Below are 14,280 nucleotides of genomic sequence, written 5' to 3'. Positions count from 1 at the left end.
TCGCTCGCGGCCAAACCGAACATCGGCACGACCCCGGGCATCCCGTCGAGCCGCGCCGAAATCCCGACCTCTTGGCGCGCCAGCGTCGAGCTGGCCCAAGGCGTCACCTTCCAGATCAGCCCGGGCGCGGCCTCGTCGGTGACGATCATCGTGCGGTTGGGCAGTTTGCGCCCCTCGGTCTCGGGCAGATCGCCAAGCAGCGGAACCGTCAAAATCTGCCCGGGCGTGTCGGAGCTCGAAAAGGTGAATCGGCGGGCAGTCATCGTCTCTCCTGTCAGATAGATTTGCCCCGCGCGGCCCACGTCTCGGCGCCGCGCGGGGCTTTTGAGTCAAGGACCGGCTCAGTTGAACAAGGCCGTCGTCTTTTCGATGGTCATCCACACACCCCAAAGCAGCGGAACCCCCACGACAAGCCAAGCCAGCAGCGTGGGCAGATCGAACCGGCCGCGATCAATGCCGAACGAGCCCGTCTCCACCGCGCGAGTCTGCGCGCCCTTGGCCTGCAAACTTGCAAGCTCGGCAGAGGACATGAACCATTTGTCGTCGAGCGGACGCACCAGCGCATTGCACAGCATCCCGAGCGCCAGAAAACCCGCGAGAATATACATCGTATAGTCATAGGCATAGGCGCGCGGGATTCCGGCGGCGATCTGGGCCTCGCGGATATAGTTGACGACCACCGGACCGACCGTCCCCGCCACCGCCCAGGCGGTTAGCAGCCGCCCGTGGATCGCTCCGACGAATTGGGTGCCGAACACATCCGCCAGATAAGCGGGCAAGGTCGAGAACCCGCCGCCATAGATCGAGATCGCAATACACAGCATCGCCACGAACAGCGCCTGACTGCCGAGATGGGCGGCACTCGGCACCAGCGCATAAAGCACGATGCCAAGCGCGAAGAAGATGAAGAAGGTCCGCTTGCGCCCGATCCGGTCCGAGGCCGAGGCCCAGACCAGCCGCCCACCGATGTTGAAGAGCGACAAAAGCCCGGCAAATCCTGCGGCAATCGCGGCAATGGCCGCGGTCTGCTTGGCGTCGAGTTGGGTGAAGGACAATTCGGGCAGACCGATCAGACGGCCACCAAAGATCTCTTGCAGCATGGGCGAGGCCATGCCGATCACGCCGATCCCGGCCGAGATATTGAGGCAAAGCGCGATCCAGATCAGCCAGAACTGCCGGGTCTTGTGGGCGTCGCGCAGATGAACGTGGCGGGTGGTGATCATCGCGGCTTTGCCGGGTGCGACGGCTTTCGGCGCCCAGCCATCGGGCTTCCAGCCTGCGGGCGGCACGCGATAGCCAAAGGCTCCGGCCATCATGAAGACGAAATAGATCGCGGCCATGACCAGAAAGCTCTGCCAGACGCCGACGCCGGTCTCATCCGCGAAAATCCCCATGAGCCGATCGGCCAAGGGGGCGCCGATCATCGCGCCGCCGCCAAAGCCCATCACGGCCATGCCGGTCGCCAGACCCCGGCGGTCGGGAAACCATTTGATCAGTGTCGAGACCGGGGAAATATAGCCAAGGCCCAGCCCGATCCCCCCGATCACGCCCGAGCCAAGCCACATCAGCCACAGCTGATGGGTCATCACGCCCACCGCCGAAAGGCTCATGCCGCCGCACCAGCACAAAGCCGCGACGACGCCCGCCTTGCGCGGCCCGGCGGTTTCCAGCCAGCCGCCCCAGATCGCGGCCGAAGAGCCCAAAAGCACGAAGAACAGCGTATAGATCCAGCCCAGATCGGCGATCCGCCAATCGCAGCTCGTGGTGAAAAGCGCGGTCAGAAGCGGCATCTGCTCGCAGACCACCGGCTTTGTGACGCCAATCGCGCGCGACAGCGGCAGCCAGAACACCGAAAAGCCGTAAGCCATGCCGATGCACAGATGGATCGCCAAGGCGGCGGGCGGCACGAGCCAGCGATTGAAGCCCGCCTGCGCGACAGTCCGTTCGCGCGACAAAAGCGCAGGCCTCTCAGTAGGCCTCTCGGTGCCCGCGAAATTTTCCTGAATTGTGGTCATGGTCTCCCCCCCGGGATAAGCGCCTGACGTCGGGACAATGCGCTTGGACCTCCCGCGCGCAGGCTGCGTCCTGTTGCTTGGCCGTGCTCTGACGGCCCGAATGTCCTGCAACCCGGCGATCGACCGTTCAGGCGGCTCTTGCTGGCGCCTTGCGTGACAACGGTGCGCAACCAATCGGTCCGGGGTCTCTCCACGCAGGAAAGCCCGCGCCCAGGGAAAAAGGCGCGGGCTCCGGCCTTGTCAGGCGCGTTCGTATTTCTCGGCTTCTTCCGAACCGCCGGTGGCATTGCCCTTGGAATAGGAATGCGCACCCACGCCCGCGAGGCTGCCGCCCTGCACGATCAGATATTCATCGCGGATCGGACGGTTCTCGAAATGGCACTCGAGGATCTCGCGCGTGCCCGCCGCATAGCGCGTCTGCGCCGAGAGCGAGGTGCCCGAGATATGCGGGGTCATGCCGTTATGCGGCATCGTCCGCCACGGATGGTCGTTCGGCGCAGGCTGCGGGAACCACACATCGCCCGCGTAACCAGCCAGACGGCCCGATTCCAGCGCACGCACGATCGCATCGCGGTCGCAGAGCTTGCCGCGCGCGGTGTTGACCAGATAGGCGCCGCGCTTGAACAGCTTCAGCGTCTCGTCATTGATCATATGCTCGGTTTCGGGATGCAGCGGGCAGTTCAGCGTGACCACGTCACAAACGCCATACATCTCTTCGCGCGTCGCATGCCAGGTCAGGTTCAGCTCTTTTTCAACAGCTTCCGGCAGGCGGTGACGGTCGTTGTAATGCAGATGCATGCCAAACGGCGCCAAGAGACGCAGCACGCGCAGACCGATGCGGCCAGCGGCGACGGTGCCGACATGCATGCCCTCGACGTCATAGGAACGTGCGACGCAATCGGCGATGTTCCAGCCGCCATTGCGAGCCCAGTCATGCGAGGGGATGTAGTTGCGCACGAGGCCCAGCACCATCATCACGACATGTTCGGCAACCGAGTTCGAGTTGCAATAGGTCACCTCGGCCACGGTCACGCCGTGATCGATCGCCGCTTGCAGGTCGACATGGTCCGAGCCGATGCCCGCAGTCAGCGCCAGCTTCAGCTTGGGCGCTTTCGCAATGCGCTCGGCGGTCAGATAGGCCGGCCAGAACGGCTGCGAGATGATGACCTCGGCGTCATGCAGGTGCTTTTCCAGATCCGAATTCGGGCCGTCTTTCGACGAGGTCACCACGAATTCATGGCCGAGCGATTCCACATATTTGCGCAGACCCAGCTCGCCCGAAACCGAGCCCAGAAGGGTCCCCGGCTGGAAGTCGATCGCCTTCGGCGTCGGCAGCGACTGGCCATCGGGATATTGATCGATCTTCGGAAGATCGTCCCGTGCATAGGACGTCGGATAGCCGTCAACCGGATCATCATAGAGAACGCAGACCACCTTGGCCATGTCGGTTCCTTTCAGTTGTGAGGCAACCAAAATCCGCGCCCTGCCGCCCGAAGGCGTGCAGGATCACAGGCCTGCCAGACAGGGGCGGCAAGCCAGCAACATGCGGAAATGTCGGGATTTCCCTCCCTGGATGCCTCGAAATTAACGAGGAGTCTTCTAGACAGATCCAGCTTGCATGGGCTGACGCATGGTCGCAAATTGGATTTTCTTAACGATCAATCGAGAAATCCAATCGACCAACGGAAAAACCCTCGGATACGATGTGAGACAGCCACGCCACGTCAAAGACCTGCGCGCCCATAGGGACTTTGAAGAGCGATTCAGCTTCGATATAACTCTTGGGCAACAATTCCCGACAGCAGCTCCCGCTCACCCGGAATCGCTTCAAAGGGTATCCAAAACCGAGAGTGACGCCTAACGACCTGTCCATAAAAGGCCGCTGCGGTTCGGCCCAAAGCGCGGAAAGTCCTTCTTTCCGCCCGCCGGATCATTGCCGTTTTAATCGATCTGCCAGCGCGATTGGACAAAATGTGCTATTATCGATGAAAAGATTTCGGGGCCTGCATCGCCGGGACAGAAGGGAAGGGAAATCATGACGAGGAAAATTCTTCAGCCTGGTGTCCACAGCGACCTCCCGCTGGTCTTTCGCGCTCCGATGTCGAAAAGCATGGCGGAAATGCTGCTGGCAGCATTTGACGGCCGCGCCGAGGCAGAGCATTTGGTACTCGAGAGTCGCGAGTTCGGCTTGTGGATCGTAGACGAAAACACGGGTGTCCGAATGTTCATCGGATCGACAACCAAAGAGAGTAAACATGCTGAGCACTGACCAGCCAAAGCCCGCGCAGAAAAGCGTCATGGGCTTGACCTCTGATGACGGGCTGCATGTCTCGATCCTTCGCCTGCCCGCTTCGGCGCCGCTGTGGTATCTCGTCGGTCTCTACATGACGCTGCGCAAAGAGGTCTTCATCGCCCAGAAGGAATGGTCGCTGTGGCAGGCCGAGGACATGGAGTTCGAGCAATATGACACCTTCGACACCGTCTATGTCATCGCCCATCGCGATGGCGCGGTGTTGGGCGGCGGCCGCCTGCGCCGGGCCGATCAGCTGACCGGAACCGGCTCGATCATCTATTCCTATATGATCCGCGACGCGGTGCTGGGGATGCTGCCCGGTCTGCCGACCGAGCTTTGCTTTGAAGAGCCGCCGACGGACAAGGCGACCTGGGAGCTGACCCGCTTCGTCAGCATCGGCGGCGCCGGGGTCGCGGCCCTGATGCTGCGGGCGATCAATGATTTCCTGTTCTCGGAAGGCGGCAAAAGCTGTCTTTGCCTTGGCACTCCGGCCTTCTTGCGCATGGCCCGCCGGGTCGGCTGGGCGGTTCAGGCGGTTGGGCCGGTCTGCGGCAACAAGGACGGTCGTTTCCTCGTCTTTGACTGCCCGATCATGGACCCGGCGACCCTGCCCTCGCATGGCATCAACATGCGCCATCAGTAGGACATCAGCGCCCACGCCAAAAGCGCGGCCCTGACAAAGCCCCCGACGCGAGATCATCGCGCCGGGGTCACAGAAGCTCCGCCTCAGGCGCGCCGATCAGTCAAAGCGCAGCGGAGACGAACCGACCCAGCCCGGCAGCTGATCGGGACGCGCCGGAGCGAAGAGCTCGTAATAGACGCAGCCTTCGGGGCCAGTGCCGATCACCGCATGGCGCGACTTCGACGGGAAGAACACCAGATCTCCCTGCCGCGCGGTCATGGTCTGGCCGTCGATCACGATCTTGCAAAAGCCCGAAACGACCACGAGGATCTGCTCATGCTCGTGCCAATGGGTCTTGCCGTCGAACTCGGCATCCGCCGCAACCTCGATCTGCACCGCCGAGATCTGATCGGCGCAGATCCCGCGCCGCACAGATCCCGGGCGCATCCCGGGAACGGCGGGCAATTTGCTCCAGTCAATCACCATACCAAGACCTCAGACGCTGGCGATCAGCCCACCATCCACGCGGATGACAGAGCCGGTCAGATAAGAGGCGCGCGCCGAGGCGAGGAAGGCCACGACATCGGCATATTCCTGCGGATCGCCGTAGCGCCCAACCGGGATCGAGGCCGTGCTTGCCGCCGCAACCTCTTCGACGGTCTTGCCCTCGCGCTTGGCCTTCTGCTCATCGAGGAAGGTGATGCGCTGGGTGGCGACGCGGCCCGGCAGGATCACATTGCTGGTGATACCGTCGCGACCGACTTCGGCGGCGAGCGTCTTCGACCAGCCCAGAAGCGACATGCGCAGCGCATTCGACAGGCCGAGATTGGGGATCGGCGCGACCACGCCCGACGAGGTCGAGGTGATGATCCGGCCCCATTTTTTCTCGCGCATGTTCGGCAGGACGGCATCGGTGATCGCAATCACCGAGAGCACCATCGCGTCGAAATATTTGCGCCAGCTCGCGGCATCCTGACCCGAAACCAAAGTGGGCGGCGGGCCGCCAGTGATATTGACCAGCACATCGACCGCGCCCAGTTCGGCCTCGACCCGACCGATATTGGCAGGGACCGCGTCAATATCGCCAAGGTCCCATTCCAGCGCAAACGCTCTGCCGCCCGCTGCGACAATCGCCGCGACGGTCTTTTCCGCCGCTTCGCGGTTGATGTCGGCCACGGCGATCTGCGCCTCTTCGGCAGCCAGAGTTTGCGCGATCGCCGCGCCAAGACCACCGCCCGCGCCCAGCACAAGCGCGGTTTTTCCCTTCAGACCAAGGTCCATGTCTCTTCCTTTCCGTGAAGTAGTCGTATCGAGGCGAGCCCGCTCAGCCCGCCATCCAGCCGCCGTCGACCATCAGGTTGACGCCGGTCATGTAGCTTGAAAGATCGCTCGCCAGAAAAAGCGCAGCCCCTGCGACATCCTGCGGCGCGCCAAAGCGCGGCCAGGGCGTGCGGCTGCGCGAGTAATCGAGCATCGCCGGATCATTCGCGACCCCGGGCTTGCCGGTGATGATCTTGCCCGGAGCGACCGCATTGCACACGATCAGCTCATGGGCGTGATCGACCGCGATCTGGCGCGTCATCTGCACGATCGCGCCTTTGCTGACGCCATAGGCAAAGTCTCCGGGCGAGGCGACCATGCCGTGCTGGGACGAGATATTGATGATGCGCCCGCGGATCTCGCCGACCGGCTCTTGCAGGCGGAACTGCTGAACCGCGCGTTTGCTGCAATGGAAATAGCCGGTGACATTGACCCCGATCACGCGCTGCCATTGCTCGGCGGTGGTCTCGGTCAAGGTGGTCGAGGTATAGACCGCCGCATTGTTGACCAGAAGATCAAGTCGCCCGTAGCGCGCCACGGTTGCCCCGACCAGCGCATCGACCGCCGCCCAATCGGCGATATCGGTCTGGATGAAACTGGCCTCTCCGCCCAAAGCTGCGATCTTGGCACAGGTGGTCTCGCCGCCCTCGACCGCAGTTTCGCGGATATCGGCCACGACCACTTTCGCGCCCTCGGCGGCATAGCGCAGCGCGATCGCCTGCCCCAGACCCGAGCTTGCGCCGGTGACGATGGCGATCTTGTCTTTCAGCATATCCATAGAAATTCTCTCAGCTTGCACGGCGCACAACCTGCCCGTGCTGTGACAAAACAAGGCGGCCCTGATCGACGATCCGCCCGCCGCGCAGATAGACCGCCGCGATCCGGCCCGGCACACGCCAGCCGTCAAACGGCGTCCACCCCGCCCGCGAGACCTGTGCGCCATGCGAAATCGCCGTCTCTTGCGCGGGATCGAGCAGGATAAGATCGGCGTCATATCCCGGCGCGATCACGCCCTTGCGGTGACCGAGCCCAAAGCGGCGCGCCGGGTTTTCGCAGCAGACCCGCACTAGATCAGAAAGCGTCAGTACCCGTTCCGCGACCAGCCGCAGCATCACCGGCAAAAGCGTCTGAAGCCCGGCCATGCCGCCCGGGATCTCGGCAAAGGAGGGCGCAGGCGCGGCTTTCTCGGCCGGGAGATGCGGCGCATGATCGGTCGCGATCACGTCGATCAACCCGTCGGAGAGGGCTTGGCGCAAGGCCGCGACATCCTCGGCCCCCCGAAACGGTGGCGAGCCCTTCAGCCCCGCGCCGGTAGTCTCGTAATCGGCGGCGGTGAAGAAGAAATTCTGCGGCGTGGTTTCAAGCGTGACATCGGCGAGCGACCGCAGCCCGCGAAAGGTCTCGATGCCAAGGCGTGAGTTTGTTTGCCGGACATGGACCTTGGCCCCGCTTTGCGCAGCGGCGAGCACCGCGCGCGCCACGCCCGAGGCTTCGGCCAAGGGCGGACGGCTGGCGAGAAAAGCCGCGATATCCCGGCCAGCGGGCGCCGCGCGCAGGATCGACTGATCGCCCGGCGAGACGCCCACCGCCATCTCGCGCCCTGCCGCAGAGCCAGTGATCCGGCCCAGCATCTGCGCCACCTCGGCGATGCTTTCAAAGAGATAGGCCTCGGGCACATCGGCGGTGAACAGCTCCAGCGAGACCGGGCCAAGATCCAGCAGCCCCGCGAGATCGCAGCCGGTCCGGCTCAGCACCGCCTGAAAGCCCACATCGACATGAAGCCGCCCCGCCGCCAGCGCCATTTTCGCGGCCAATTGCTCGGGGGTTTCCGTCCAAGGATCATCGGTCGGCATATCGAGCAGCGTCGTGACCCCGCCAAGCGCCGCCGCATGAGAGCCGCTGAGGAAGTCCTCTTTCTGCGTCAGCCCGGGCTCGCGCAGATGGACATGGGCATCAACCAGCCCGGGCAGCAGCTTCAGCCCGGTGGCATCGACGACCTCGCGCGCATCGGCCTCGGCCCCCGGCGGCAGGATCGCAGCGATCCGCCCGCCCTGAATGCCAAGCTCGCCCGGGGTCTCGCCCGCAGCAGTGACCAGCCTGCCCGAGCGGATAAGAAGATCGAACATCGCGCCCTACCACAGCCCCGCAAGACGCGGCTCTTCATGGGTCACGACCTCGATCAGCGCCGCACGGCCCTGCGCGACCTGATCGAGCCCGCGCAGCAGCGCCGCGCGCAGATCCCCGGCCTCGGTCACGCATTCGCCATAGCCGCCAAGCGCCTCGGCGATCGAGGCATATTCGCCCGAGACCCGGTTCGCTTCGTATTTCTGGCTCGCGACCGGCATACTGCGGGCATAGCCGCCGAGCACATTGTTGCGCAAAACCACGGTCAGCACCGGCAGATCGCAGCGCACGGCGGTTTCGAAGTCGATGCCGACCATGCCGAACGCCGCCTCGCCCATCAGATTGACGACGACCGCCTCGGGCCGCGCGAGTTTTGCGCCCAAAGCAAAGCCAAGCGAGCTGCCAAGCTGCGTGGTCTTGCCCCAGCCAATATAGCCGCCGGGCTGGGTCGCGACATAGAAAGGGCACAGCTGATCGCGCGGATTTCCGGCGTCATGGGTGATGATGGTGCGGTCGGGATCGAGCACACCGACCATCTCCCAGATCACGCGATAGGGCGAGATCGGCGAGCTCTCTGCGGTCAGAAGCGGCATCCATTTCGCGAGAAAAGCGGCGCGATGCGCAGCGATTTCGGCGCGAAGCCCGGCGCGTGTCGCAGGCTTCACCGGCGTCGGGCCAAGATGATCGAGCATCTGGCAAAGCGCCGCGCGCGCATCGGCCACGACCCCCAAGGTCACCGGATAATCCTTGCCGATGTCGCTGTCATCGAGCGTCACCTGCAGAATGATCTTATCCTCAGGAACCGGCAGGATGTAATAAGAGCGCGTCAGGCTGGTCCCGATCGCCAGCACCAGATCGGCCTCTTCGAGATAATGATCCACCGTTTCCGGCCGGGCGCGCGCGGCAGTGCCAAGCGCCAGCGGGTGGTTTTCAGGAAAACCGCTTTTGCCGTTCGGCGTCGTCATCACCGGGATCTCAAGCGCCTCGGCCAAAGCGACCAGCTCGGGCGTGGCCTCGGCGGCAAGGACGCCCTGCCCGGCCAGAATGACCGGATGGCGCGCCGCCAAAAGCCGCTCCATCAACTCGGCCACCTGCGCCTTTTCGGCCTGGGGGGCGCTTCGGCGCGGGCAGAGGTGATCTTGCGGCGAGGCCTCTTGCAGCTCGTTCAACAGATCGACCGGCAGTTCCAGCAGCACCGGCGCGGGCGCACCATAGCGGATGCGCGAGATTGCGGCATGAAGCAGCTTCGGCAGATCCTCGACCCGGGTCGCAGTTTCGCACCATTTGGTGATATGCGCGAAGTTCCGGCGCGATTCAAAATTCGGCGTCACCGCTTCCGAGCCGCGCGGATAGCCGGTCGGCAGGAACAGGACCGGCGCGCGGTCATTGAAGGCCTGCGCAATCCCCGCAAAGGAGCTTTCCGCCCCCGGGCCATATTGCACCGTCACCACCGCCAGTTCGCGCCCCGCCGTCGCGCGGGCATAGCCCTCGGCGATATTGACCGCGACGCGCTGACTGCGCGCGATCAGGGGCGGGATCTCGAGTGCTGCGGCGGCGTCGAACAGCTCGCTCGCGGGATAGCCGATGATCTGGCGCACGCCCTCTTGCTTGAGCACGCCCGCGATATAGGCCGCCCCGGTCATCTGTGCGGCCTCTGTGGCCGACGCGCGGTTGATCTGCTGGAGTTCGGTCATGCGCGCCCCCCGTCTTGCCCGGCGCCGCGATGCAGCTTCAGCCAATGGCGCGCGATATCCTCGCGCCGCATGAAGGCCGCGCCGGGGGTCTTCTGGACATGCTCGATAACCTCGCGCAGGCCATGGGCGCGATTGGGCTGGCCCATCCAACGCGCGTGAACGCAAATCGTGAGCATCCGCCCGCCGAGCTCTTGCGACTCTTCGGCCATGTAATCGATCGCCGCGCGGCAATCCTCGGCGAAATCGCGCGGATTGCTATAGCCCGGCGCGATCAGATAGCGGCTGTCGTTCAGCGTCTTCGAATAGGGCACGACCAAAAGCTCGGTGCCGTCGTGGTCGAGGAAATAGGGCAGATCGTCGTTGCAGGGGTCCGAATAATAGAGAAAGCCGCCCTCGCGCACGATCAGATCGCGGGTGTTCACGCTGGGGAAGGACCGGCAATTCCAGCCCAGAGGACGCCGCCCGGTCAGCTTTTCATAAAGCGCGATCGCTTCGGAGAGCTGCCGCTCCTCCTCGTCGCGCGGCATGGTCGAATATTCGCTCCAGCGCAGACCATGGCCGAGCAGATCGTGGTTGCGCGCATTCATCCATTCGACGACGGCGGGGTTTTTCTGCAAGGCGACCGCGCAGGCCGAGACCGTCACCGGGATCTGGTAGCGGTCAAACATCCGCGCCAGACGCCAGACACCGACGCGGCTGCCATATTCGAAATGGGTCTCTGTCCCCAGATCGCGGACCGGGGGGCTGTTCGGGATATTATACTCGCCCCAATTGTCGTTGCGGCCATCCTCGAGCCAGGAATATTCCGCGCCCTCTTCGTAGTTCAGCACCAGATTGACCGCGAGCGTGACGCCATCGGGCCAGGTGATGCGGGGCGGGTTCGGGCCATAGCCGATGAAATCGCGCGTCTGATCGGTGGTCGGGGTGGTCATCAATTCATCTCCTCAGAGGGCGCGGTGCTGGTCTCAAACCCGCTGATCCAGTCCAGATAATCGTGAAAGGCCTCAGCGCCGGGGCGCGGCTGCCAGCCGGTGTCGCGGGTGATGCGGGCAATGTCATAGGCGCCCCACATCCCATCGCGCAGCGCCACATCATGAACGACATTGGCCTCGGGCCCGTCCGTGACGCTGACCGCAAGATCCGGGACGCGGTCCCGCGCCCAGCCGATGACATCGCCGATGGTCGCGGTCTCGCCGCTCGCGATGTTGTAGTGGCGATAGCGCAGGCGCGGGGTATCGAGCAGCGCGAGAATGGCCGCCGCGACATCGCGCGACTGGATGTAATCGCCCACCGGCTCAAGGCTGTTCGGGCGAATGGTTTCGCCCGCCAGCGCCATATGGGCAATGCGGTTCGGGACATGGCGGAAATTGCGGCTGGCGGTGACGCGGTCCATCGGGCCGTAAACCGAGGCCAGCCGCACCGAGACCGCCGAGAGGCCAAACAGATCGGCATAGCGGTCCACCGTCATTTCAGAGGCGAATTTCGAGATGCCGTAAAGCGTCAGCGGCGCGACATAGCCGTCTTCGGGCAAGGGCTCTCCGGCCTGATCGGGACCGTGATGGCGATAGACCGAGCCCGAGCTGACGAAGATGAACCGCACCAGAGCAGGCAAGTGACGCGCCCAATCGAGCAGGCGCAGGGTGCCAGTGAAGTTGATCTCCATGATCCGGGCGGGATCGAGCGCCTCTGGCTCGACCCGAGCCTCCGAAGCGGTGCCGCGCGAAATCGGCGTGACCGTCGCGCCGTGGACGATCTGGCGAATATCCTCGCCCGCGAGCTGCGGCGCCCAGTCGGCGGGGTCGCAGATATCGGCGGTGATGACGCGGACCCGGTCGCTGTCCGGAGCGAAAAAGCGCTCCGTCATCTCATCGGGCGCGGCACGGTCAAGGATCACGACGCGCGCCGCAGGGTCTCGGTCAAGCCAGGCCCGCACGAGAACGCTCATCACAAAGCCGGTGCCGCCGGTTACCAAAAGGGTCATTCGGATTTCACCCCTAAACAAAGATTAATCGGGTCAGCGAACGGCATAGCCACCATCCGCCAGAAGATCGGTTCCGGTCACGAAAGAGGCGTCCGGCGAGAGCAGGAAGGCCGCCGCCGCCGCGATCTCATCGGGCTGGCCAATCCGACCCAGCAAATAGTCGGGGCCGAGACCTTCATCCGCTGCGGCAAGGTCCGGCCAGCGCTGCAAAAGCCGACTGGTCGCCACCGCGCCCGGAGACAGGCTGTTCACGCGGATGCCGTCCGCCGCATGATCGACCGCCATGGCCTTCGCCAGATGCACGAGACCGGCCTTCGCCGCGCAATAGGCCACCGATTTCGCGGTCGCGACCTGCGCGAATTGCGAGGCGATCATCACCGCCGAACCACCGCCCGCCGCGATCATCGCCGGAAAGGCAGATTTGCAGGTCAGGAAGGCTCCGGTCAGGTTGACGCCGATTTCACTGGCCCATTGCGCCGCCGTCAGATCGAGCACGCTGCCATCCGGCGAGGGCGCCGCGGCATTATGGACGAGCCCGTCGAGCCGACCAAACCGCGCAAGCCCCGCCGCAACCGCCGCCTCGACAGAGGCGGCCTCGGTGACATCGCAGGTCACGCCAAGGCCCTGCGCGCCCAACTCGTCCGCGAGGGCTTCGACCGCCGCGCCGTTCAGATCGGCACAGATCACGGCCGCCCCTTCGGCCACGCAGCGCCGCGCAATGGCGGCACCGATGCCGCTCGCGGCGCCGGTCAGGAAGATCACCCGCCCCTCAAGCCGCGCGGAAAGCGAGACCCCGGTCATGATGCGAGGATCCGCGAGGGTTGCTGTTGCGGCACCAGCGGGCGTTGGCGCGCGACGAAGCGGCCCCGGCCCGGCGTCGACAGGACCTTGCCATCGTCCCAGACGATCTCGCCGCGCGAGATGGTCATCACCGGCCAGCCCGTGACCTCTTGGCCCTCATAGGGCGTGTGATCGGTCGCGTGATGGAGCAGATCATTCGAGATCGTGACGGCGCGCACTGGATCCCAGATCGCGAGATCGGCATCCGCGCCAAGCGCGATCGCGCCTTTGCGCGGGTAAAGGCCAAAGAGCCGCGCGGGCGCGCCTGCGGTCAGATCGGCGAACTTTTGCAGCGACATCCGCCCGCCGTTCACGCCCGCTGAGAAGAGCAACGGCAGCCGGGTCTCGATGCCGGGAATGCCGTTCGGAATGCGGTAAAAGGGCGTATCCGGCCCGCCCGCGATCTTGTCGGCATAATGCCAAGGCGAGTGATCCGAAGAAAACACCTCGAGCGTGCCGTCAAGGATCCCCTCCCAGATCGCGGGTTGGTTCGACTTGTCGCGCGGCGGCGGTGTGCAGACACAGCGCGAGCCCGAGAGGTCTTCGGTGTCTATATCCTCGGCGGAGAGGAAGAGATATTGCGGGCAGGTCTCGGCAAAGATCGGCAGGCCCCGCGCCTTGGCGCGCCGGATTTCCTCGACCGCGCCGCCCGCCGCGACATGGCTGACGAGGATCGGGGTCTCGATCAGCTCGGACAGGCTGATCGCGCGGAAGGTGGCTTCGCGGTCGCCGATCTCGGAATGGGCCTTTTCGTGGTAGCGCAGCTGGGTCTTGCGCGCCTCGATGAATTTCTCGGTCAGCCAGCGGATACAGGCGTCATTCTCGGCATGAACCATGACCATCGCGCCCTCGGACCGCGCGAGATCCAGCACGTTGAGGACCTCGTAATCGTCAAGCTTGAGCCCGTCATAGCTCAGATAGATCTTGAGCGAGGTGCAGCCCTCGGCGATCAGCGCGGGCACTTCATCGCGCAGAACCTCTGCCGAGGGATCGCCGATGATCAGGTGGAAACTATAGTCGATATGCGCCTTGGTTTCGGCGCGCTGGTGATAGTCGTCGACGATCTCGCGCAGGGATTGGCCGCGCATCTGCATCGCGAAGGGAACGACCGTGGTCGTGCCACCGCAGAGCGCCGAGAGCGTGCCGGTGTTGAAATCATCCGCCGTCGCGCGCCCCTCCCAGGGCTGTTGGTCCATGTGGCAATGGCTGTCGACCCCGCCGGGCAGGACGATCCGCCCCGCTGCCGAAACCTCGCGCAGCGCCGGGCCAAGGTCGGGCCCCAGCGCGGCAATCACGCCGTCGCGAATGCCGATGTCGATCTCTTGCGTGCTCTCGGGCAGAACGACACGGCCGCCTTTGATGACCAGATCGAAGGGGAGGGAATCCGTCAT

At 64.4% G+C, this 14,280-nt stretch carries 14 protein-coding genes (1 of these 14 cut by a window edge); 2 read left to right on the top strand and 12 right to left on the bottom strand.

Annotation, left to right across the window (positions count from 1 at the left end):
- The 3 genes from JCM7686_RS17735 to JCM7686_RS17725 all read right to left on the bottom strand — a co-directional run.
- Positions 1-263 carry the beginning of a bifunctional serine/threonine-protein kinase/phosphatase gene (locus JCM7686_RS17735; protein ID WP_020952764.1) on the bottom strand. It extends 1,447 nt beyond the left edge of the window, so 263 of the gene's 1,710 nt are visible here — the first part of the coding sequence; its start codon is at positions 261-263; its stop codon lies off the left edge, out of view.
- A 78-nt stretch (positions 264-341) separates the two neighbouring features.
- Positions 342-2,015: an OFA family MFS transporter gene (locus JCM7686_RS17730; protein WP_020952763.1), complete on the bottom strand. Its 1,674-nt coding sequence runs from the start codon at positions 2,013-2,015 to the stop codon at positions 342-344.
- A 240-nt stretch (positions 2,016-2,255) separates the two neighbouring features.
- Complete coding sequence (locus JCM7686_RS17725) at positions 2,256-3,458, bottom strand: NAD-dependent formate dehydrogenase (RefSeq protein ID WP_020952762.1); 1,203 nt, start codon at positions 3,456-3,458, stop codon at positions 2,256-2,258.
- A 592-nt stretch (positions 3,459-4,050) separates the two neighbouring features.
- Between JCM7686_RS17725 and JCM7686_RS17720 the strand changes: the two genes are divergently transcribed.
- Together JCM7686_RS17720 and JCM7686_RS23610 are read left to right on the top strand one after the other, a co-directional pair.
- Positions 4,051-4,284: a hypothetical protein gene (locus JCM7686_RS17720; protein WP_041528087.1), complete on the top strand. Its 234-nt coding sequence runs from the start codon at positions 4,051-4,053 to the stop codon at positions 4,282-4,284.
- Positions 4,271-4,951 (top strand): acyl-homoserine-lactone synthase, encoded by a 681-nt coding sequence (locus JCM7686_RS23610; RefSeq protein WP_020952761.1) that lies wholly within the window; start codon positions 4,271-4,273, stop codon positions 4,949-4,951. Before JCM7686_RS17720 ends, JCM7686_RS23610 begins: the two co-directional genes overlap by 14 nt.
- Positions 4,952-5,047: 96 nt before the next feature.
- Here JCM7686_RS23610 and JCM7686_RS17710 read toward each other — a convergent pair whose 3' ends face one another.
- Genes JCM7686_RS17710 through hydA form a run of 9 tightly spaced genes read right to left on the bottom strand, consistent with a single transcriptional unit; the run spans position 5,048 to position 14,280 of the window.
- The gene (locus tag JCM7686_RS17710) at positions 5,048-5,416 is read right to left on the bottom strand and encodes a cupin domain-containing protein (protein ID WP_020952760.1); all 369 of its coding nucleotides are present in this window, start codon (positions 5,414-5,416) and stop codon (positions 5,048-5,050) included.
- 9 nt (positions 5,417-5,425) lie between these two features.
- Complete coding sequence (locus tag JCM7686_RS17705) at positions 5,426-6,211, bottom strand: SDR family oxidoreductase (RefSeq protein ID WP_020952759.1); 786 nt, start codon at positions 6,209-6,211, stop codon at positions 5,426-5,428.
- A gap of 43 nt (positions 6,212-6,254) precedes the next feature.
- Complete coding sequence (locus tag JCM7686_RS17700) at positions 6,255-7,028, bottom strand: SDR family NAD(P)-dependent oxidoreductase (RefSeq protein ID WP_020952758.1); 774 nt, start codon at positions 7,026-7,028, stop codon at positions 6,255-6,257.
- A gap of 10 nt (positions 7,029-7,038) precedes the next feature.
- Positions 7,039-8,376, bottom strand: a complete 1,338-nt coding sequence (locus JCM7686_RS17695) for a dihydroorotase (protein WP_020952757.1) — start codon at positions 8,374-8,376, stop codon at positions 7,039-7,041.
- 6 nt (positions 8,377-8,382) lie between these two features.
- Positions 8,383-10,068 (bottom strand): thiamine pyrophosphate-requiring protein, encoded by a 1,686-nt coding sequence (locus JCM7686_RS17690; protein ID WP_020952756.1) that lies wholly within the window; start codon positions 10,066-10,068, stop codon positions 8,383-8,385.
- A complete protein-coding gene (locus JCM7686_RS17685) occupies positions 10,065-11,000 on the bottom strand; it encodes an allantoinase PuuE (protein WP_020952755.1) in 936 nt (311 codons plus the stop codon). Before JCM7686_RS17685 ends, JCM7686_RS17690 begins: the two co-directional genes overlap by 4 nt.
- A complete protein-coding gene (locus JCM7686_RS17680; RefSeq protein WP_020952754.1) occupies positions 11,000-12,049 on the bottom strand; it encodes an NAD-dependent epimerase/dehydratase family protein in 1,050 nt (349 codons plus the stop codon). Before JCM7686_RS17680 ends, JCM7686_RS17685 begins: the two co-directional genes overlap by 1 nt.
- A 33-nt stretch (positions 12,050-12,082) precedes the next feature.
- Positions 12,083-12,850: an SDR family NAD(P)-dependent oxidoreductase gene (locus JCM7686_RS17675; protein WP_020952753.1), complete on the bottom strand. Its 768-nt coding sequence runs from the start codon at positions 12,848-12,850 to the stop codon at positions 12,083-12,085.
- The gene (gene hydA / locus JCM7686_RS17670) at positions 12,847-14,280 is read right to left on the bottom strand and encodes a dihydropyrimidinase (protein WP_020952752.1); all 1,434 of its coding nucleotides are present in this window, start codon (positions 14,278-14,280) and stop codon (positions 12,847-12,849) included. Before hydA ends, JCM7686_RS17675 begins: the two co-directional genes overlap by 4 nt.

It is taken from the genome of Paracoccus aminophilus JCM 7686 (genome assembly GCF_000444995.1).
GTDB classification, from domain to species: domain Bacteria; phylum Pseudomonadota; class Alphaproteobacteria; order Rhodobacterales; family Rhodobacteraceae; genus Paracoccus; species Paracoccus aminophilus.
The sequence above is the reverse complement of the archived record's forward strand: the minus strand, read 5'-3'. Positions and strand labels throughout refer to the sequence as shown.

Coding starts and splice junctions, on each gene's coding strand:
- JCM7686_RS17685 (WP_020952755.1), bottom strand. CDS start 11,000: ATGACCACCCCGACCACCGATCAGACGCGCGATTTCATCGGCTATGGC.
- JCM7686_RS23610 (WP_020952761.1), top strand. CDS start 4,271: ATGCTGAGCACTGACCAGCCAAAGCCCGCGCAGAAAAGCGTCATGGGC.
- JCM7686_RS17730 (WP_020952763.1), bottom strand. CDS start 2,015: ATGACCACAATTCAGGAAAATTTCGCGGGCACCGAGAGGCCTACTGAG.
- JCM7686_RS17700 (WP_020952758.1), bottom strand. CDS start 7,028: ATGGATATGCTGAAAGACAAGATCGCCATCGTCACCGGCGCAAGCTCG.
- JCM7686_RS17720 (WP_041528087.1), top strand. CDS start 4,051: ATGACGAGGAAAATTCTTCAGCCTGGTGTCCACAGCGACCTCCCGCTG.
- JCM7686_RS17710 (WP_020952760.1), bottom strand. CDS start 5,416: ATGGTGATTGACTGGAGCAAATTGCCCGCCGTTCCCGGGATGCGCCCG.
- JCM7686_RS17675 (WP_020952753.1), bottom strand. CDS start 12,850: ATGACCGGGGTCTCGCTTTCCGCGCGGCTTGAGGGGCGGGTGATCTTC.
- JCM7686_RS17705 (WP_020952759.1), bottom strand. CDS start 6,211: ATGGACCTTGGTCTGAAGGGAAAAACCGCGCTTGTGCTGGGCGCGGGC.
- JCM7686_RS17725 (WP_020952762.1), bottom strand. CDS start 3,458: ATGGCCAAGGTGGTCTGCGTTCTCTATGATGATCCGGTTGACGGCTAT.
- hydA (WP_020952752.1), bottom strand. CDS start 14,280: ATGACGGATTCCCTCCCCTTCGATCTGGTCATCAAAGGCGGCCGTGTC.
- JCM7686_RS17695 (WP_020952757.1), bottom strand. CDS start 8,376: ATGTTCGATCTTCTTATCCGCTCGGGCAGGCTGGTCACTGCTGCGGGC.
- JCM7686_RS17690 (WP_020952756.1), bottom strand. CDS start 10,068: ATGACCGAACTCCAGCAGATCAACCGCGCGTCGGCCACAGAGGCCGCA.
- JCM7686_RS17680 (WP_020952754.1), bottom strand. CDS start 12,049: ATGACCCTTTTGGTAACCGGCGGCACCGGCTTTGTGATGAGCGTTCTC.